This window comes from Clostridium sp. 'deep sea' (genome assembly GCF_014931565.1).
GTDB lineage: Bacteria > Bacillota > UBA994 > PWPR01 > PWPR01.
In genome coordinates this window covers 2330513-2349645 of record NZ_CP063353.1, presented here as the reverse complement: position 1 = coordinate 2349645, position 19133 = coordinate 2330513, and the positions used below count along the sequence as shown (strand labels likewise).

General features: G+C 31.9%; 17 protein-coding genes. 15 read left to right on the top strand and 2 right to left on the bottom strand.

All coding sequences use genetic code 11. The annotated features are described in order from the left end of the window. Positions 1-355: 355 nt before the first annotated feature. The 8 genes from IMX26_RS10990 to IMX26_RS10955 all read left to right on the top strand — a co-directional run bounded on the left by IMX26_RS10990 (position 356) and on the right by IMX26_RS10955 (position 7595). Positions 356-1099, top strand: a complete 744-nt coding sequence (locus IMX26_RS10990) for a DUF1287 domain-containing protein (RefSeq protein WP_195158434.1) — start codon at positions 356-358, stop codon at positions 1097-1099. Positions 1100-1370: 271 nt separating this feature from the next. Then, on the top strand, positions 1371-2141 hold the full coding sequence (locus IMX26_RS10985) for an ABC-2 family transporter protein (RefSeq protein WP_243259356.1): 771 nt from the start codon (positions 1371-1373) through the stop codon (positions 2139-2141). Next, positions 2138-2920, top strand: coding sequence for an ABC-2 family transporter protein (locus IMX26_RS10980; RefSeq protein WP_195158432.1), 783 nt, complete (start codon positions 2138-2140; stop codon positions 2918-2920). The genes IMX26_RS10985 and IMX26_RS10980 overlap by 4 nt, the downstream gene beginning before the upstream one ends. A gap of 114 nt (positions 2921-3034) precedes the next feature. Then, positions 3035-3811: an ABC-2 family transporter protein gene (locus IMX26_RS10975; RefSeq protein ID WP_195158431.1), complete on the top strand. Its 777-nt coding sequence runs from the start codon at positions 3035-3037 to the stop codon at positions 3809-3811. Continuing rightward, complete coding sequence (locus IMX26_RS10970; protein ID WP_195158430.1) at positions 3808-4590, top strand: ABC-2 family transporter protein; 783 nt, start codon at positions 3808-3810, stop codon at positions 4588-4590. Before IMX26_RS10975 ends, IMX26_RS10970 begins: the two co-directional genes overlap by 4 nt. 10 nt (positions 4591-4600) lie before the next feature. Then, complete coding sequence (locus tag IMX26_RS10965; RefSeq protein WP_195158429.1) at positions 4601-5575, top strand: ATP-binding cassette domain-containing protein; 975 nt, start codon at positions 4601-4603, stop codon at positions 5573-5575. 210 nt (positions 5576-5785) lie between these two features. Next, positions 5786-6532: a DUF2087 domain-containing protein gene (locus tag IMX26_RS10960; protein ID WP_195158428.1), complete on the top strand. Its 747-nt coding sequence runs from the start codon at positions 5786-5788 to the stop codon at positions 6530-6532. A 223-nt stretch (positions 6533-6755) separates the two neighbouring features. After that, entirely contained in the window at positions 6756-7595 is an 840-nt protein-coding gene (locus tag IMX26_RS10955; protein WP_195158427.1) for a S1-like domain-containing RNA-binding protein, read from the top strand. A 485-nt stretch (positions 7596-8080) separates the two neighbouring features. On the opposite strand, the gene deoD is transcribed toward IMX26_RS10955, so the two are convergent. Beyond that, positions 8081-8779, bottom strand: a complete 699-nt coding sequence (gene deoD / locus IMX26_RS10950; protein ID WP_195158426.1) for a purine-nucleoside phosphorylase — start codon at positions 8777-8779, stop codon at positions 8081-8083. Positions 8780-9311: 532 nt separating this feature from the next. Between deoD and IMX26_RS10945 the strand changes: the two genes are divergently transcribed. The 5 genes from IMX26_RS10945 (at position 9312) to murB (ending at position 14660) form a co-directional block, all read left to right on the top strand. Next, positions 9312-10280 carry an MqnA/MqnD/SBP family protein gene (locus IMX26_RS10945; RefSeq protein ID WP_195158425.1) on the top strand — a complete coding sequence of 323 codons (969 nt, stop codon included), beginning with the start codon at positions 9312-9314 and terminating at the stop codon, positions 10278-10280. Further along, entirely contained in the window at positions 10267-11025 is a 759-nt protein-coding gene (locus tag IMX26_RS10940; protein ID WP_195158424.1) for an ABC transporter permease subunit, read from the top strand. Before IMX26_RS10945 ends, IMX26_RS10940 begins: the two co-directional genes overlap by 14 nt. After that, positions 11018-11725, top strand: coding sequence for an ABC transporter ATP-binding protein (locus IMX26_RS10935; protein ID WP_195158423.1), 708 nt, complete (start codon positions 11018-11020; stop codon positions 11723-11725). Before IMX26_RS10940 ends, IMX26_RS10935 begins: the two co-directional genes overlap by 8 nt. Positions 11726-11976: 251 nt before the next feature. Further along, positions 11977-13572, top strand: a complete 1596-nt coding sequence (locus IMX26_RS18140; protein ID WP_195158422.1) for a peptidoglycan DD-metalloendopeptidase family protein — start codon at positions 11977-11979, stop codon at positions 13570-13572. A gap of 146 nt (positions 13573-13718) precedes the next feature. Next, a complete protein-coding gene (murB, locus tag IMX26_RS10925) occupies positions 13719-14660 on the top strand; it encodes a UDP-N-acetylmuramate dehydrogenase (RefSeq protein WP_195158421.1) in 942 nt (313 codons plus the stop codon). A 240-nt stretch (positions 14661-14900) separates the two neighbouring features. On the opposite strand, the gene IMX26_RS10920 is transcribed toward murB, so the two are convergent. Beyond that, positions 14901-16232: a HAMP domain-containing sensor histidine kinase gene (locus IMX26_RS10920; RefSeq protein WP_195158420.1), complete on the bottom strand. Its 1332-nt coding sequence runs from the start codon at positions 16230-16232 to the stop codon at positions 14901-14903. Positions 16233-16450: 218 nt separating this feature from the next. Between IMX26_RS10920 and IMX26_RS10915 the strand changes: the two genes are divergently transcribed. After that, on the top strand, positions 16451-17566 hold the full coding sequence (locus tag IMX26_RS10915) for a DUF362 domain-containing protein (RefSeq protein ID WP_195158419.1): 1116 nt from the start codon (positions 16451-16453) through the stop codon (positions 17564-17566). 53 nt (positions 17567-17619) lie between these two features. Further along, positions 17620-19050 (top strand): DNA recombination protein RmuC, encoded by a 1431-nt coding sequence (locus IMX26_RS10910; protein ID WP_207729278.1) that lies wholly within the window; start codon positions 17620-17622, stop codon positions 19048-19050. Positions 19051-19133 lie beyond the last annotated feature (83 nt).

Below are 19133 nucleotides of genomic sequence, written 5' to 3'. Positions count from 1 at the left end.
TAAGTGCACAAAGAGCACAAAGAGATATTAGAATTTAACATAATTGGTGGTTTAAGAATGAGACTTTACATAATAATTAACTAAAATAAAATTTAGTTGTAAGGATTATTTTAACTGTATTTCATTAAAGTCATTAATCATCTACAAAAATGTTTTGATAAAGCAATTAAAATTAGTAAATTACTTTGCTAGGTTTATCATGCGACAGCCCCCTTTTTAATTATTATTAATCTATAAGGTAATTATTTGCTTTAGTAGATTATTTAATTGTCATAAATTTGTTAGACATATATACATAAGTTTATATACATTAAAGCTATATATATTACATAATAAATAAGGGGGAGATGATTTTATGGCAAACAAAACTAAGTTAAAAGTATTAGTAATTGTAAGTTTAATAGGAGCTACTTTAAGTATTATATTGTACCAATACGGCATTTGGCCATTTCCTAAGGTGGTAGAAATAGCCACTATAGAAATTACGAGTGATAAAGATAAAGATGGTATCACAGATTTACAAGACATAGTTGAAGGAGCAAGACTACAAATAAAGAAAAAGCCAAGATATAAATCTATATATTATAAAGGTGGTTATCCCCCACAATCCGAAGGAGTCTGTACAGATCTAATTTGGCGGGCATTTAAAAACGCTGGTTATGATTTAAAAGCTCTAGTAGATGAAGATATAAAAAAAGCAGAAAATGAGTACTATAGAGTTTTAGAGTTTGGTGGACCAGACCCTAATATAGATTTTAGAAGGGTGCAAAATTTAGCTGTTTTTTTAAAAAGAAATGCCCAAAGTTTAACCACTATAGTTGATCCTACTGATATAAATAATTTAGTGCAGTGGCAAGCAGGAGATATAGTTTGTTTTAAAAACCATATTGGGATTGTATCTAATAAACGGTTACGTAATGGAGTACCGCTTATGATTCATCATAGCTATAGATACCCTAATGAAGGTAATTATTTAATAAATAGTAAACAGCAAATAACAGGACATTACAGATATCCAAAACAAGTTAAACAAACAAGCCAAGCGAAAAATGAAAAAATAAGTAGAAAATTATGGGGTTTACAGCTTTTTACAAAGTAAATTAAAGTAAAATATAAAATAGCGTTGCAAACCTAAAAGCCTTGAGTTATAATTTAAATCCGCGGAATTTTATTTACTAAACTGTTCAAATGTTGTTATGTCACAACAAAAATAGGGGTATTAACTTATAGATTGAGCCCTAATAAGTTTTTAATCCTATATATGTATCTTATCTTAAGTTTTCAATTACAGCTAAGAATTATCCTATTCTACTAATTGTTTAATCTTAAAATGTTATCTCTCTAAACTTTTTGGGGGGATTAGTTTGCGTATGCATTTTTTGATTGCTCAAAAAACATATCGTATAAATTTGCAGTACCGTTATACTCAGCTAATTAATGCCTTTGGAAGTGCCATAATAGGCTTTATTTTGGTGTGTGTATGGAGAGCTGGCTCTACGCCTTATGGTGGAGTAGGTAAGTATTCTACTGCAAATCTCATTTCTTGGATAGCATTTGCTCAAGTTCTCTTCAACATTGTTCACCCAGCTACTGGTTTAAACATTCAAAAGTCTGTGAGAACAGGCAATATTAGCCTAGAGTTTTTAAGACCCATTAACTACTTTACTTATGTTATGAGTAGAGAGTTAGGTAGGCAGCTGTATGCTTTGGTTTTTAAATCTATACCAATATTTTTAATATATTGGGCTTTATTTAGTTTTAAAATTCAAAGTTTTAGCCAAATATTATTGCTTATTTTTACTATAGTGTTAGGGGTTTACATCTCTATGTGTATTAATTATTTAGTTGGAATTAGTGCACTTTTCACAACTGATATAAGATGGGCTAATACCCTTAGCTTTTCACTTTTATGTGTGGCTAGTGGCTCAATGATTCCTGTAGACCTGTTGCCTGGAGTTGTGGGTAAAATACTATCTAGAAGCCCTTGGGCTTGTTTTATGAACCCTGCTTGTAGTGTATTTGTGGGTTTATATAACAATAATATTTTAGTTATACCTTTAGTTTGGTCCTTTATATTAACGTTAACCTGTTTAGGCCTTACCAACTTAGGTAAACAAAAGGTAGAGGTGCAAGGCGGATGAGTAAAACACTTAAGTTTTATTTTAAAGCAGTACAAGCCAGTATTAAGGCCCAAATGCAATACCGGTTTAGTTTTATAGTTAACACTTTAACTTATTGTATTGTTATTTTGTGCGATATTTTACCTGTCTTTATTATGATGTATCATTTTAAATCTCTAGGGGGTTGGAATATCTACCAGGTAGCTGCTTTATGGGGATGTGTTAATATTGCTGTTTCTTTTATTAAAACCTTTTGTGTTGAGATTCGGCTATTTCAAAACTATATAGTTGATGGAAGCTTTGATACTTTATTGCTAAGACCTTGGCCAACTTTATTATTGTTAATGAGTAAAAATATTAGGTACTTTAAGTTAAGTGGAGTAATACAAGGATTTATAGTTTTACTGCTGGCCTTAGTTAAGCTACAGGTAAACTATATTACTTTTTTGTATTTACCTATTATTATAGTCACAAGTACAATAACCCTGTTTGCACTTGAGGTAATCATTGCTTCATTATCATTTTGGTTTGGTAGAACAGGTGAGCTAAATTCTATGCTTTCTTATGCTCCAACTTATGCAGCAATGCACCCCAACAATATATATCCACGTACTTTAAGGGTATTTATGCTTGTTTGGCCAGTGTCTTTTTTAGGCTATTTACAGTTAAGTCATTTATTTGGTTTAGGTTATGGTAGGTGGGTATTATATGTAGCCCCTATTGTGGCTATGGTAGCTTTATTTGGGGCTCTTAAAGTTTGGGCAATAGGTGAAAAGTGTTATTACAGCACAGGTAGTTAAGTGAATAACTGCTGCTATTGTTTAAACCATTATTTAGTTCTCTTTTAACTCTTTTTTAACTACTATTCTCTTATTTAATTCTCTTGTATCTCTCTTTAAAAAGGAGGGGTTGATTTGCGATTATATTATTTAATTGCTCAAAAAAACTATCGCATTAACTTACAGTATAGGTTTACCCAATTAATCAATGCCTTTGGCAGTGCTTTATTTGGTTATATTATGGTTTTTGTATGGCAAGCCGCGGCTAAGCAAAAAGGCGGATTTGGTGAGTTTACCACCACAGATTTAATGTTATGGGTGGCCTTTGCTCAAATACTATTTAATTTTGTTTATCCTAAAGCTGGGCTTGGCATTCAGCTTTCAGTTCGCTCTGGTAACATCAGCTTAGAGTTTTTAAGGCCTATCAATTATTTTTGTTACGTGATGGCACGAGAAACTGGTCGGCAGGTATATAATTTAGTGTACAGGTGTATACCAATATTAATTTTGTATAGCTTAACGGTTGGTTATAAAATACCCAGCCTTAAGTCAATATTTCTCTTAATTATAGCCATGATGTTAGGGGAGTATATATCTCTTTGTTTATGTTATATAGTGGGTATTACAGCGCTCTGGACAACTGATGTGAGATGGTCTCATTTGCTTTATTTTTCAATACTTAATGTGGCATCTGGGGTAATGATACCTGTTAGCTTTATACCAGGTTTAATAGGTAAAGTGCTTTATTACTCGCCGTGGGCGTGCTTGTTAAATCCATCTTGCAGAATATTTTTAGGGGTTTATAACCTTACCATTTTTGTTTTGCCTATATTTTGGTCAATTGCATTAACTTTTACTTGTTTATTGCTAACTAAAATAGGAAAACGAAAATTGGAGGTGCAGGGTGGATGATTAAGTGTTTAAAGTTTTATAAAAAAGCAGTTTTAGCAAGTATTAGGTCTGCAATGCAGTATAAATTTAGCTTTTTAGTGAATAGTTTTTCTTATATTTTTATTATGCTAAGTGATATACTGCCTGTTTTTGTTATTTTGTACCACTTTAAATCAATTGGTGGTTGGAACATGTTTCATGTAGCAGCTCTTTGGGGCTGTATAAACATATCATTAGGCTTTACTAGAGCCTTTTGTGTTGAGATTCACAACTTTCAAGAATATATTATTAACGGTACATTCGATAACTTGCTTTTAAGACCATGGTCTACTTTATTACTATTATTAAGTCGTAAAATACAGCTTTTTAGATTAGCAGGGTCTTTGCAGGGTTTAATAGTACTAGTGTTTGCCCTACTTAAGTTAAAGGTTAACTATACTACCTTATTGTATTTACCTGTATTAATCATAACAGGAATAGTTACCTTAGTAGCAATAGAAATAATTATTGCCTCATTGGCATTTTGGATTACCCGTACAGGAGATATTTTAGTATTTTTGTTCTATGGACCAACTACAGCTTCAATGTATCCATTATCTATATTTCCTGTTGCCATAAAAGCATTTTTAACCGTTTGGCCAGTTGCCTATGTGGGCTTTAAACAGCTAGAGTATTTATTAGGATTCAGTAATAATGCCAGCATATTAATAATCTCACCTATAATTGCAGTTGTAGTAATGACTCTTGCTTTAAAACTTTGGCAACTTGGTGAAAAAAACTACTATAGTACAGGAAGCTAGGAGGGTAGCTATGATAAAAATTAATAATTTAAAAAAAGAATTTTACGTTGCAGAAAAAGTATCCGGAGCATTTAGTTCCATAAGAACCCTATTTAGTCAAAAAAAACGTAAGGTTGTTGCAGTTGATAATATAAATTTTGAGATAAATAAAGGCGATTTTGTGGGTTACATTGGGCCCAATGGGGCTGGTAAATCTACCACAATTAAAATGTTAACAGGCATATTACACCCTACAAGTGGATCAGTTAATGTACTAGGACTCAGCCCTCAGCATCAACGAAAACAAGTAGTTCATAACTTAGGTGTAGTTTTTGGCCAGCGCTCGCAACTGTGGTGGGACTTACCCCTAGAAGAATCCTTTGAGCTATTAGCCGCTATGTACAATGTACATAGTGCAGACGCTCAAAAAATGCTGAAAAAATTCGATAATGTTATGGGTATTGGTCAGTTTTTAACTACTCCTGTACGTAAGCTTTCTTTAGGCCAGCGTATGAGGGGTGAGATATGTGCGGCATTATTGCATAATCCTGCCATCTTAATGCTTGATGAACCCACCATAGGATTAGATGTTGTAGCCAAAAAAGCTATTAGAGGGTTTTTAAAAGAGATTAATAATCAGGGCACAACTATTTTATTAACAACTCACGATTTAAAAGATATTGAGAGTTTATGTAAACGAGTTATTGTCATTAATCATGGAAACATACTATTAGATGGTGGTATGAAAGAACTTTGGCAAGGCATAGGTCTTTATAGTAGCTTAATTGTAGATTACTCTAGTTCAGTTGATATAAATAATTTACAATCAGAGAATTTTTGTAGCCTTACACAAGATGGTGATAATAGAATTATTGCAGAGTTTGATAGAGAAAAAATTAAAGCAAACAAAATTATAAATTATTTAGGTTTGCTAGGTGATATAGAGGATATTCATCTTGCCGAGCCCGACATCGAAACCGCTGTTCAAAAGCTGTTTGAAAGATAAAACATTAAAGTGGCCGACTTTTGTTAGCCACTTTTTAGTATAAGCTAAAATAATTCATTTTAGAGGTAATTTAGTCATAAACAATATTTTGTTTGCAAATAAGCAAACAATTCAGCAAATAATATTTGCATTTATATAATAATAGTGATAATATTAGCTCAAACAATATTTATGTGTGTTTGATTATAAATAAACAGGAGGTTTGCTAGAATGAATAATTATTTTAATGAAGCTAGCCTAAACGACCTTAAACGAGGGTATATCGTGCCCGACAATAGTACCGACATGATTTGTTTGATTTGTGGTGAAAAATATGAAAAAGACATTATTTACACCATGAATGATAGAATGTTATTAGGGCAAAAAGCAATTATAGAACATGTAAAATCAGCTCATAACTCAACCTTTAATTTTTTAATTAATCTTGAAAAAAAACATACGGGAATATCTGAATCTCAGAAAGATATGTTAATAAAGTTTTATAACCTTGCTAATGATACAGACATCGCCAAAGAGCTAGGAGTTAGTAAGTCAACAGTAAGAAATTATAGATTTAGATTAAGAGAAAAAGCGAAACAAGCCAAAGTATTTTTAGCCCTAATGGAACTCTTGGAGTCTAGAGTAGAAGACGATGAAAAACTAATAGACTACCATAAGGAGGCTACCATGGTGGATGATAGATATGTTATAACCGAAGCCGAATACAAAAAAACAATTGAAAAATACTTTTCAAGCGATGGCAGCTTGCGCTCCATACCTCGAAAGCAAAAAAGAAAATTAATTGTGTTAAGAGAAATTGCTAGTAGTTTTGAGACAAATAAAACCTATGATGAAAAAGAGGTTAATGAAAAGCTTGAAAAATTTAATGAAGACTATGTTAGTCTAAGAAGGTATTTAATAGAGTACCAGTTTTTAAAGCGTGAAAACGATGGCAGTAAATATTGGGTGACACTATAGTAAATACTACTATTATGTTTATTATGTTAAAAATTCTTTAATAATGGTCTGCTACATTATTATAAGCCAGTTTATTTTTTAATTTAATAAATACAGTTTTAAAATATTTGATTAGTGGTATTATATATTTATAGAGTAAATACTCTATGAAAAGCTTGTAGTATCAATACTTTGCCTATATAATGGGTTAGCAGATGTTACACTGTAGTAAAGGGGTTTTAATATGAAGAGTGGTATAGTTCAAAAATTAAAAGTAGTGGATGAGCATCCTAAGCATTATTGGCTTGCTGAAGATAGTAACAGAGGCAGAGAAAGAGCCCGTTTGCATAAAGGTGGCTTAACTAAACAGTTTAAGATTGGTGATGAAATAGAGGCTTTTATTTATACAGATAAAAAAGGATTTTTAATAGCCTCAATGGATGTACCACAAGCTAATGTTAAAACGGTTAAAAAACTGCGGGTAAAAAACTCTATATCAGCGGGTGCTTTTTTAGACTGGGGTAAAGATGTTGATTTATTTTGGCCCAAAAACGAACAGCGTTATCAAGTAAAAGAGGGTAAATCATACCCTGTAGTTTTATATACAGATAGAGATGGAAAGCTACTAGCCTCCGGAAACATATACCCTTATTTAAACTCTGATTCTCCTTATAAAGTAGATGACGAGGTAAGTGGCACTGTGTATGATCATAGTGGTAACTGGGGAGTATTTGTAGCTGTAGATAATAAGTATTTTGGTTTAATTCCTAAAAGTGAAATATATCAAGATATTGAATATGGTGATGTAGTATATGCTAGGGTAATGAGAGTGAGAGAAGATGGCAAGCTTGATTTAGCCTTGCGTAAAAGAGCCCATGTTCAAATGACAGATGACTCTCAGTATATTTTAGATGAACTAGATTCACGTAATGGTTTTATTAACTTAAACGATAAATCATCTCCTGAGGAAATAAAAAGACAACTACGCATGAGCAAATCAGCCTTTAAAAGAGCTGTTGGCAGACTAATGAAAAAAGGATTAATAAAAACCAGTAGCAGAGGAATTAAATTAATAGACAAGTAGTGGGCTAGCTAAATTTTATTTCGCAATACTCAATAAAATTAGCTTCGCGGATTGGCTATCTCCTTATGGAGATACGGAGAGGGTTCACTTCGTTCACGGGGTAGGTATGTCTTTGGTATACGGATACACTTGTTTTACAAGCGTGTATAAAACTGTGTCATATTAATTCTACAAGGGTAATTCAAAAGCAAACTTACACCTAAATTAAAATAGTATATAATTTGATCTAAAAGGGCAAGAGAATGATTTACTTTCATTTTATTGTCCTTTGATATTTTGCTTTGAAAATATGTTACATATACAATGTATCCATAGTGAATACGTTATAGTTGCTTATTGTAAAATGATTTCTGTTTTTTATACCGCGAAGCCCAAACCGCGAGCAAAGCGAGTCCACCACTTATTTGATTTATCAAATAAGCAAACCGCACAACGAAGTAAGCCCAAATCAAAAAAATGGAGCCTTTAAGCTCCATTTTTAAATACTATGCCAAATCTAAGGCAATTGTAATCATTTCTTTAAATGTTTTTTGGCGTTCTTCAGAAGTAGTTAACTCATGGGTTACTAGACTGTCGCTTACTGTTAAAATAGCTAAAGCTTTAGCACCTAAGTAAGCAGCATTCATATAAAGAGCAGCGGCTTCCATTTCAACTGCTAATACACCCATACGAGCCCATTTTTCCCAAGCATTTGGGTCGGCGTCATAAAAAATATCAGAAGATAAAATATTGCCTACATGTACAGGAATACCTTGTTTATCTGCAGCTGCTTTAGCCTTTTCAACTAACTCATAGCTGGCAGTTGGAGCATATGTTCCTGGCAAACCGTATTGACTAGCATATCTTGAGTTTGTAGAGGCACTAATACCTAAAATAACATCTCTAATGCCTACATGTTTTTGAAAAGAGCCACATGAACCAACTCTAATAAGTTGCTCAACACCATATTCGGCAATAAGTTCATGTGAATAAATGCCAATAGAAGGCATACCCATGCCAGTACCTTGTACAGAAACTCTTTTACCATTCCAAGTACCTGTAAAACCTAACATATTACGTACTGTATTATAACAAACCACATCTTCTAAAAAAGTTTCTGCGATATATTTAGCTCGTAGTGGGTCACCAGGTAGCAAAACAGTTTTAGCAATATCTCCTTTTTTTGCATTAATGTGTACAGTCATTTTTATCAATCCTTTTTAATATAATTGTAGCTAATAAATATAAATTTATTGCAAATATCTACTTTTATATAACCTATTATAACAGCGTTTTAATAACATTCAAAGCCTCTTCTTAATCTTATTGTATTCTATATAATTTAATATCTTAGGTAGTTATAAAATAATATTAATGTCATATTGCCGAGAATGTAAAAAACAAGAGATAATAATATATTAATGTAGGTTAATACTATTTCTATAGCTGATTGTTTAGTAGAAGTAATGCAAACAAGAATAATTTTAATAAGTTACCACAGATTGTTGGTGACCTTTGTAGTTTACAAAAGATATTAAAAAATAGTATTTGGTTTAATTTATAAAGCTCTTAATATACTTTATGCACTACTTATACAACTTTAAGGTTAAATAGATATTGGCTTACGCAACAGCACCATTCTTTACAGAAATATTCTTTGCTACAAACACTTTTGTTATAGATGTGAAAGGTGTACAATAATGAAGATTGTAAAAAAAATAAAGAGAGAGTGATACTATGCGCAAATTTACTATTGCTATTTTAGTATTGGCAACTATCTTAATGGTTGCAGGTTGTCAAAAGCAGTCAACACCAGTAGAGATGAAGGTAGCTTATTTATCTGGCCCAACAGCCTTAACAATGTTGCAAATGGCTAAAGATAAACCAAGCATAGGTGAAGAAGTTACTGTTACATATGAGCAAATTGCTGCTCCAAATGTAATGATGGGTAAACTTACAGCAAATGAACTTGATATGGCAGTAATAGCTACAAACCAAGCTGCTATGTTATTCAATAAAGGTACAGAGTATCAAATTTTAGCTCCATCTGTGTGGGGGGCTTTATACATGGTAGGAATGGAAGAGCTAACTGATATTAACTCCTTAAAAGGTGAAGAGATAGCCTTAATAGGTAAAGGCTTAACTCCAGATATTATGTTAAGGCATATCTTAAAAGAGAATGATATTGATCCAGAGAAGGATGTTACTTTAACTTATTTATCTGGACCAAAAGAGCTATTACAAAGTGTTATTGCTAGTCGTTATAGCTTTGCAGTTTTACCTGAGCCTTTAGCAACTACAGCAAGTATAAAAAAAGAAGGGCTAAAAACAGTACTTGATTTTCAAGAACAATGGCAAGCATTAACCGAAAAAAGTAGCTATCCTCAAGCTAGTTTAGTTGTTAACAAAGCTTTTGCTGAAGAGAATCCTGAATTAGTTGCCACCTTTTTAGAGAAATATCAGGCTTCAATTGAATGGGCAAATGAAAACCCAGAGGATTTAGGTAAATATGCCGAAGAACTTGAGATTGGTTTACCAGCAGCTGTTGTGCAAAAAGCAGTTGGCTCAAGCAACTTAAAATTTACCAAGGCAAATGATGTAAAAGATGAAATAAAGGCTTATTTTGAGGCTTTATATAATATTATTCCAGAGTCAATTGGTGGTAAGCTCCCAGACGATAGTATCTATTACAATGTCCAAGAATAGCAAAAAACTAGAGCTTGCCGTTGGTATAATATTTTTATTAGCAATATGGCAAATAGTAGCTTCAGGTGTGGGAAATTTTAATATATTTCCTACACCTTTAGCTGTCTTAATAGCTTTTAAAAGAATAGTTACCAAAACCGACTTTATTGCTACAGTTTTTTTTACTCTGTTTAGAGTAGTAGTAAGCCTAAGTATTTCCTTTATTTTAGCGGTGATTTTAGGCTTTTTTAGTGTTAATAATAAATATATAAAAGCAGCGCTAAGCCCGTTAGTGTCAATAATGAAAGCAACACCTACTATAGCAATAACTGTTCAGTTAATTATTTGGCTTGGTCCTTATCAAGCACCATCTGCTGTGGGATTTATTATTGTTTTTCCTATTTTATATTCAGCTGTATTAGAGGGTATTAGTAATGTAGATCCCGAAATACTAGAAATGGCAGATATCTATAATATTCCCAACCGCTTAAGGGTTAAAAAAATATATATACCCTCTGTTGTTTCTTATTTATCAGCTGCCTTAGCTGGTGCAATAGGCTTAAGTATGAAGGTAATAATATCAGCTGAGTATATCAGTACTACGAAATATTCTTTGGGTAATGGTATTTATTATGGATTCGCTTATTTTAACATGGATGAAGTTTGGGCATGGGCAGCAATTGCCATAATAACCTCCGCAATTTTAGAGTATCCAATCATGTTAATTAAAAAAAGATTATGCCAATGGAGAGAAGTAGATGTTTAGCGCAATTAATTTACACCACCATTATAAGAACAAAGAGACGTTAAATTGCATAAACTTTAGTATAACTAGTGGACAAATTGTTTCAATAGTTGGGCCTTCTGGATGTGGAAAAACAACGCTCTTAAGAATATTAGCTGGTGTTATTAAAGCCAGTAAAGGCGAGTTAGTTGGCTTTACTCAAGACAGCAGTTATGTGTTTCAAAAGCCCCGTTTACTTCCTTGGTGCACTGTTCGAGATAATGTAAAATTTGTGTTGCAAGATAAACTACCAGCTCCTGAAATTGAAGATAGAGTGCAGAAAACCCTAGAAATGGTTGAGCTTAAAGGAATTTCGGAACACTATCCTTTAAAGCTAAGTGGTGGTATGCAGCAAAGGGTTGCTATAGCAAGGGCCTTAGCATTACCCTCTAGGTTAATGTTTTTAGATGAACCTTTTCAGTCTCTTGATTTTAATTTAAAGCAAAGATTAATGAAAGAATTAATTCCCTTGCTTTCAAAACAACAGTACACTGTGTTTTTAGTAACCCACGATATTAGGGTTGCGGCCACTATGGGTGATACTGTTTTAGTATTAAGTGATGCACCAGCAACCATTATAAAGCAGCTTAAAAACCCGATAGATAGAGTTACTAGAGCGGCTAATAGTAGAGTGCTTTTAGCATTCGAAAATGAGATTTACAGTTGTTTGTCTAAAATATAGTTTTAATAAAGAAAAATATTATGAAATATTAAATGCCTGTCATATTTATTAAAATAGCAATTTTTATGCTATAATAGTCAATGACAACTTTGGTGCAATGAGTGTAAAAAAGCGAACTACAAAAAAGTGTATAGTGCAGAATATAGGGTTACTTTGTTTAAACATTTACCCTATAGTATATAATTAATTATAAAGATAGTAAGAATATGTAATATATAAAGCGGGATTAAGGTTTTTTAAGGGGATTTAAGATGAAGACAAAAAAAACTCTTAACAAGAGTAGGTACAATTTTAAGTTTGGAAAGACATATTCAAAAACGAAAAGACCTAACAAAAAAGAGTTTAACTTTTTATCTAGCATTAAATGTAATAAAGCTCGGTTAATTTTAAGCAGTATAACAATAATGTTAATGGTTGCTATTTTAGCCACAGGCGTTCATTACTTTAATAATAGATTTTTAGTTGTTTATGCTGATGGTGAGGCCATTGGTTATGTAACGGATCAACAAAAGTATAAAGAATATGTAAACGTATTAGAAACAGCTGGGCCTACTTCTTGTGACGCAATGCTGTTAAAAGAAGATGCCCTACCAAAAGCAATGACAGCAGAACCTAGTTCAATGTCGATGTTAGCAATGAATGTTGCTCCACAAACGAAAAGTGCAGTTAAGTCTACTAACGAAGGCGATATATCTTCTAAAGAAAAAGGAAAAACTCAATATGAGATTACTACAGCCTTAAAGTTGCAAACGGTTTGGAAAAAGCCTGAAACTGTTCCGGAACTTACAATTGGAGCACTTTTAAAATCTGTAGAGATACAAGTTAATGCAGCAGTAATATTAATAGATGGTAAACAAGTTGCAAGCTTACCTACAGAAAAAGAAGCTAATGAAATTGTTGATATAATAGTAAAAGGCTATACTACTGCACGAGGTGGTACTCAAATAGTTGATTATTCAATAAAAGAAGATGTTAAAATTGAGTACATGCCAGTAGTTGCAAATACTGTAATGAAAAAAATTGATGCCCTAAATCTTTTAAGTACAGGATACACTCAGCGTAAATACCATATTGTAAAACGTGGAGACTCGCTATGGTCTATAGGCAATGACAATGGTATGACAGTTAAAGAGGTGCGGTCCTGTAATCCAGATTTAAAAAGCGCAGTTTTAATGTTAGGACAAAAAATTGCTGTTGAACCAATAGTGCCTTTTATAAATGTTCAAACCAAAGAACAGTTAACAACATTTGAGTATGTGCCATATAAAACAGTTTACCAAAATGACAGTTCACTTTACACATGGCAAACTAAAACGCTCACAGAAGGTGTTAGAGGTAAAAACGAAGTTGTTTATGATATAGTTCGTGAGAATGGTAGTGAAGTAGCAAGAGAACAAGTATCATCAAAGGTTGTGTCAGAGCCCGTTACTGAGGTTGTTGCAAAGGGTACAAAGATACCTAAAGCACAAGGTACTGGTTCATTTATATGGCCAGTTGATGGTGGCGGAACAATAACCTGTAAATTTGGTTGGACAGGTAGAAGGTATCACTACGGATTAGATATTGGTACTGCCAGAAACACTAATATATTTGCAGCAGACTCAGGAGTTGTAACTACATCAACATATCATTATTTATATGGTTACTATATAATTATTGACCATGGTAATGGTTATAGTACTCTTTATGCTCATAATAATAAGTTATTAGTAAAAGTAGGCACAAAGGTATCTCAGGGTGATGTAATTGCTAAGTCTGGTAATACCGGTAATAGCACTGGTCCGCATTTACACTTAGAAATTCGTAAAAACGGAAAACGTTATAATCCGCTTAATTACTACAAATAAACTTATCAAGAGCTGTACACTATATATAGTGTATAGCTCTTTTTTTTATAATTAAAATAATTATGTTTCATATAATTAAAAGAGTGATACAATAATGTATATAATACAAATTAAAAAACTAATACGTAATTTTAGGAGGAGTAATAATGGATTTAATGTTGTGGCAGCAGCAGTTAAAAGATAACTTACACTTACAACAGGTTGAGTTTAATGTTGATATGTGTAATTATACATATTTTAAAATTGGTGGCCCAGCAGATGCCTTTATAACTTTAAATAATGAATATGAACTTCAAAAAATAAAAAAGTTTGCCCAAAAAAACAAACTTACTTTAACTATAATTGGCAATGGCACAAACTTACTTGTTAGTGATAAAGGAATACGTGGAATAGTAGTAAAAATAGGAGATAATTTGCAAAAGATTTCAGCAGAGGGCTGTTTTATCATAGCTGAATCTGGGGCATTATTATCTCAGGTTGCTCAAGTTGCTTTGGCTAATAGCTTAACAGGTTTTGAGTTTGCTTCAGGAATACCTGGTAGTATTGGTGGAGCAGTTTTTATGAATGCTGGTGCTTACGATGGTGAAATGAGTCAGATAGTTTCACGGTGTTGGGTAGTAACAAATGAGGGTAATTATGAAGAGTGGGATAGTAAAAGACTAAATCTTAGGTATCGTAACTCAGCTGTTGCTACTGAAAAAGCCATTATAACAAAGGTTGAAATAAAACTTAAACAGGGTGAAAAAAGTAAGATTAAAGCTGAAATGAATAAACTCAATAGGTGGCGAAGAGAACGTCAACCGTTAGCAATGCCAAGTGCTGGCAGTACCTTTAAACGTCCCCCTGATGTGGCTGGTAGCTATTTAATTGATCAAGCAGGGTTAAAAGGTTATAGCATTGGTGGAGCTCAGGTTTCCACTAAACATGCTGGTTTTGTTATAAATGTTGGAGGAGCTACGGCTCAAAATGTATTAGATGTAATGGCTCATATTCAAAAAACTGTGTATGAAAAGTTTAATATTTTATTAGAGCCAGAGGTTAGACTTTTAGGAGAAGAGATGAAATCGGATTTAATTACTAAAAATTAATAAATAGATGTATCCGATTACCGTAGAAGTAAAGCAATAATAATTACAGCTAACTCCCTAATTTTAAACATTTTCTACTAACATTAAAGAAAAGTGTTATTGTTTAGGTTTTTTAAGATGATTTTATCCTAATTTAGTTTATTTTGTTAACAGTAGATTTTTTAAACAAATGAATAGAATAGTTTTTGTTAAAGCAAAACTATTCTATTTCTACCTAAGTTTATTTATGTTAGTTTAATTCTACAATAGTGCAAGCGGTAAAGAGAAAAAGAATGTGCTACCTACCCCAACCTCACTCTCAACCCATATCTCTCCTTTATGTAATTCAACAATATGTTGAACAATATTTAACCCTAAGCCACTACCCTTTAGTTTAGAGTTACGTGATTGAGATCCGGTATAAAATCTTTGAAAAATATGAGGCAAATTTTCTTTTTCTATTCCAATACCCGTATCTGTTACTGCTATAACAACTTTATTGTCATCAAAACCACATGCTAATGTAATGCTTCCTGTTTCAGTAAACTTCATGGCATTATAAATTAAATTACTAAAAACCTTATTTATTTGATTTACATCAACATTTACTACAGCATCTTTGAGCTTAAGAGGCAGGTGTTTTACAAAAAAGTTTAGCCCTTTATGTTGTATATCATATATATAACGTACCTCTTGTTCTTCTATTAAGTCGGTTAGTTGCATAGGATTAAAATCTAACTCTAATTGTCCATTTTCTAGTTTTGTTAAGTGTAGTAAATCATCTATTAAACCACTTAAATCCATCGACTTTTGCTGTATTAAATTTAAGTACTTTTTTGTTTGCTCGGTATTTAATAAACCATCATTAATTGCCTCAGCATAACCACAAATCATAGTGATTGGGGTATTAAGATCATGAGAAATATTTGCTGTTAAATCTCTACGAAATTGGGCGGCTTGCTTTAAGTTTTCATTAGCTTGTTGTAGTTTACAAACAGAGCTTTTATATTGGTCAATGAAATAAGCTGTAACTAGGGTAGTTGAAAACAAAATATAAAACATATTAAGCATTACACCTAACTGGCCCTCAGGAGCCATAGATATTTTGGAAATATGTTCAGGATAGGTTACTTCAATATAAAATAAAACTAAAATTATTGCAAATTGCGAAAAAGCTATGTAAAATCGAGTTTTTCCTAAATTAAGAATGGCATTAAAAATAATTAACATAAAAAGAATAAGTGATGCGGAACCATTTATTCCACCTGTATAAATCCACATAATAGGTAAATATATTAAACTCAAAAAAATAAGGTTTAAATTGGCTGCTAAAACAGTTTTATTAGTATATATTGTTAAGTAAATTGAAATAAAAATCATTAATAACATTGCTAAAATACATAATGTAATAACTGGTTTAAAATCTGCTTCAAAACTAATAAGAACAAGAATCATACAGTTAACAACAGAAAATACAGTACATAGCAAAGCTAACTTGTTAGTCATTGAAGTATTAGTACTTTTAAAAAGTTTATTAACAAAGTTTGTATATTTGCTCTCTAATTTTTGTTTAAAATTATATTTTATAGACAAAATTCTTCCCCTATATTCATTATTTTTTCAATTTAAATTATAAAGTAAGCAAAACCTATTTGCAATTGCTGCACTTATTGAGTAAACGAATATTGTTAAAATATGTAATGATATAAGGTAAAATGTGTTATTAAATGATTATTAATGATTACAAAAATAATATGATATAATATTAATCAACATTAACGTAAAGAGTAGATTATAAAAGGAGAAAAAGAATGAGTTCTAAGGTTTATTTTATGAATTTAAAAAGCGAAAATAAGAAATCTAGTTTGCCAAATAAGTTAAAAATTCTTTATGACAAAGTAGAGGCTAAAAGCATACTATCCCCAAACGATAAAACAGCTATTAAAATGCACTTTGGTGAAAAAGGTAATTTAGCGTATATTCATCCTGTTTTAGTTAGGGCTATAGTAGATAAAACAAAAGAGAGTAAAGTTGAACCATTTTTAACTGATACTAATACGCTTTATACAGGCAGTAGAACAAATAGTGTGGTCCATTTACAAACAGCTATTGAAAATGGTTTTTCTTATGCAACTATTGGTGCTCCTATTATTATAGCTGATGGTTTGTATAGTAAAAATTCTATAGATGTAAACATAGAATTAAAGCACTTTAAAACAGCTAAAATTGCCGGGGATATTTACAATGCAAATTCTATGGTAGTTTTATCTCATTTTAAAGGTCATGGTATGGCCGGATTTGGGGGATCTATAAAGAATTTAGCTATGGGTTGTGCGAGTGCGGCAGGTAAACAACAACAACACTCGGTAAGTAAACCCAAATTAAACGATAATTGTGTAGGTTGCGGAATTTGTGTTAGTCATTGTCCTGTAAATGCTATAACTATAAAGAGTAAAAAAGCTATATTTAATCATGATACTTGTATTGGCTGTGGAGAGTGTACAACAGTTTGTTCATTTAGAGCGATAAAGATTAACTGGGAAACAGATAGCGATAGCTTTTTAGAGAGAATGGCAGAGTATGCTTATGGTGCAGTTAAAGATAAGCAAAACAAGGTTATTTACTTTAACTTTATAACTAATGTTTCACCCCTATGTGATTGTGTAGCTTGGAATGATGTTCCTTTGGTTAGAGACATAGGTATTTTGGCTTCAACAGACCCAGTAGCTATAGATCAGGCTAGTTTAGATTTAGTAAATAACGAGCCTGTTAATCCCCATAGTCAAATAGGTAAAGACTTAAAATTAGGAGAAGATAAATTTAAACACATTCATAAACATGTTGATGGCAGTCATATTTTAAAATATGGAGAGGAAATAGGCTTAGGAAAAAGAGATTATGAATTAATACAAATTCAACAACAGTAAGTTTTGCTATGGTATAATTAATATGTAAAACTAAAAATTGGTGGTGATTTGTTGTGATTCCTGTCGAATACCATAACTACATTATTTTAGCCTCTTTGGCATTAATTTTAATTTTGCAATTTATTTTTTTAAGCAGTCTTAAAAAAGCTAAGAGTTCAAACACTGAAACAATAAAGCAAAATCAAATACATAGTGAAAAACTAGTTTCTCTTGAAAAAGAAATTGCAAATAAAATAGAAATGATAGAAAAAGCAGTTGTTGCTCATAACGATAAACAAACGGTAGCCATCAATGGAAATATGGATTTAAATATAGGCACTATAAGAGAGCAAATATATAAAGATTCGGGGCTACAAAACGAAATAATCTCTAACAAAATAGGGGCATTTCAAACGATACTTACAGAGCGTTTTGCAGCGCTTGAAAAAGAACTCATTGAGAGATTTAGTAAACTAGAAATGAAGCTTAGTAATGAACTAGGTGTTAATAGAACAAACCAAATTAACAGCTTGAACGAATTTAAAGATAATTTGGGCAATGAGCTTAATATTAATTTTAATAGATTAAATAGTACTGTTGAAAGCAAACTAAATGCCATAAATAATAAAGTTGAAGAGCGTTTAATGGAAGGCTTTAAACAAACCAATAAAACCTTTAGTAGCATTTTAGAGCGTTTAAGTAAAATAGATGAAGCTCAAAGAAAAATAGAAAGTTTATCTAGCAACATTGTTTCATTACAGGATATTTTAACAGATAAAAAAAGTAGGGGAACATTTGGAGAAGTACAGCTTAACCAAATACTTAAATCAGTATTTGGAGACAAAAGTGATAGTGTATTTGAACTACAAAAAAAACTGCCTAATAGCTATATAGTAGATGCAGTAATTAAAACTCCAGAGCCGTTGGGCATGGTAGCTATAGACTCTAAATTTCCATTAGAAAATTATCGAAAAATGATAAACAAAGATTTAACAGAAGATGAGCAAAAGAGAGCAAGGCGTGAGTTTAAGTATAATGTAAAAAAACATATTGATGATATATCACGAAAATATATTATTTCTGAGGTAACATCTAATCAGGCAATTATGTTTATTCCGGCAGAAGCTATTTTTGCAGAAATTAATGCCTATCACGAAGACCTAGTAGACTATTCTCGTAAACATAGAATATGGTTAGCATCACCTACAACTTTAATGTCGGTTTTAACAACTGTACAAGTTATGTTACAAAACATAGAAAGAGAACGTTTAGCCTCAGTTATTCACGATGAGTTAAATAAACTTGGCGACGAGTTCTTACGTTATAGACGCAGATGGGAAAAGCTTAAAGATAGAATTGAAAGAGTAAGTAATGATGTGAAAAATGTGCATATTACCACCGAAAAAATATCAAATAAATTCGACAAAATATCTAAAGCAGAATTAATGGTAGAGGCCGAATCGGATGTTGAAATACTTCTTGAAGTACCTGTTGATCAAAACTAAAAAAATTATTAAGGCGAGTATTTTACTCGCCTTAAATATGTTTTAGGAATAGCTACCTAAACCTACCATTATACATATTTTTT

Excerpts from the sequence above, each read along its gene's own strand:
- IMX26_RS10945 (WP_195158425.1), top strand. The coding sequence starts at position 9,312 with ATGCGCAAATTTACTATTGCTATTTTAGTATTGGCAACTATCTTAATG.
- IMX26_RS18140 (WP_195158422.1), top strand. The coding sequence starts at position 11,977 with ATGAAGACAAAAAAAACTCTTAACAAGAGTAGGTACAATTTTAAGTTT.
- IMX26_RS10935 (WP_195158423.1), top strand. The coding sequence starts at position 11,018 with ATGTTTAGCGCAATTAATTTACACCACCATTATAAGAACAAAGAGACG.
- IMX26_RS10940 (WP_195158424.1), top strand. The coding sequence starts at position 10,267 with ATGTCCAAGAATAGCAAAAAACTAGAGCTTGCCGTTGGTATAATATTT.
- IMX26_RS10965 (WP_195158429.1), top strand. The coding sequence starts at position 4,601 with ATGATAAAAATTAATAATTTAAAAAAAGAATTTTACGTTGCAGAAAAA.
- IMX26_RS10955 (WP_195158427.1), top strand. The coding sequence starts at position 6,756 with ATGAAGAGTGGTATAGTTCAAAAATTAAAAGTAGTGGATGAGCATCCT.
- murB (WP_195158421.1), top strand. The coding sequence starts at position 13,719 with ATGGATTTAATGTTGTGGCAGCAGCAGTTAAAAGATAACTTACACTTA.
- IMX26_RS10990 (WP_195158434.1), top strand. The coding sequence starts at position 356 with ATGGCAAACAAAACTAAGTTAAAAGTATTAGTAATTGTAAGTTTAATA.
- deoD (WP_195158426.1), bottom strand. The coding sequence starts at position 8,779 with ATGACTGTACACATTAATGCAAAAAAAGGAGATATTGCTAAAACTGTT.
- IMX26_RS10960 (WP_195158428.1), top strand. The coding sequence starts at position 5,786 with ATGAATAATTATTTTAATGAAGCTAGCCTAAACGACCTTAAACGAGGG.
- IMX26_RS10915 (WP_195158419.1), top strand. The coding sequence starts at position 16,451 with ATGAGTTCTAAGGTTTATTTTATGAATTTAAAAAGCGAAAATAAGAAA.
- IMX26_RS10970 (WP_195158430.1), top strand. The coding sequence starts at position 3,808 with ATGATTAAGTGTTTAAAGTTTTATAAAAAAGCAGTTTTAGCAAGTATT.
- IMX26_RS10980 (WP_195158432.1), top strand. The coding sequence starts at position 2,138 with ATGAGTAAAACACTTAAGTTTTATTTTAAAGCAGTACAAGCCAGTATT.
- IMX26_RS10985 (WP_243259356.1), top strand. The coding sequence starts at position 1,371 with ATGCATTTTTTGATTGCTCAAAAAACATATCGTATAAATTTGCAGTAC.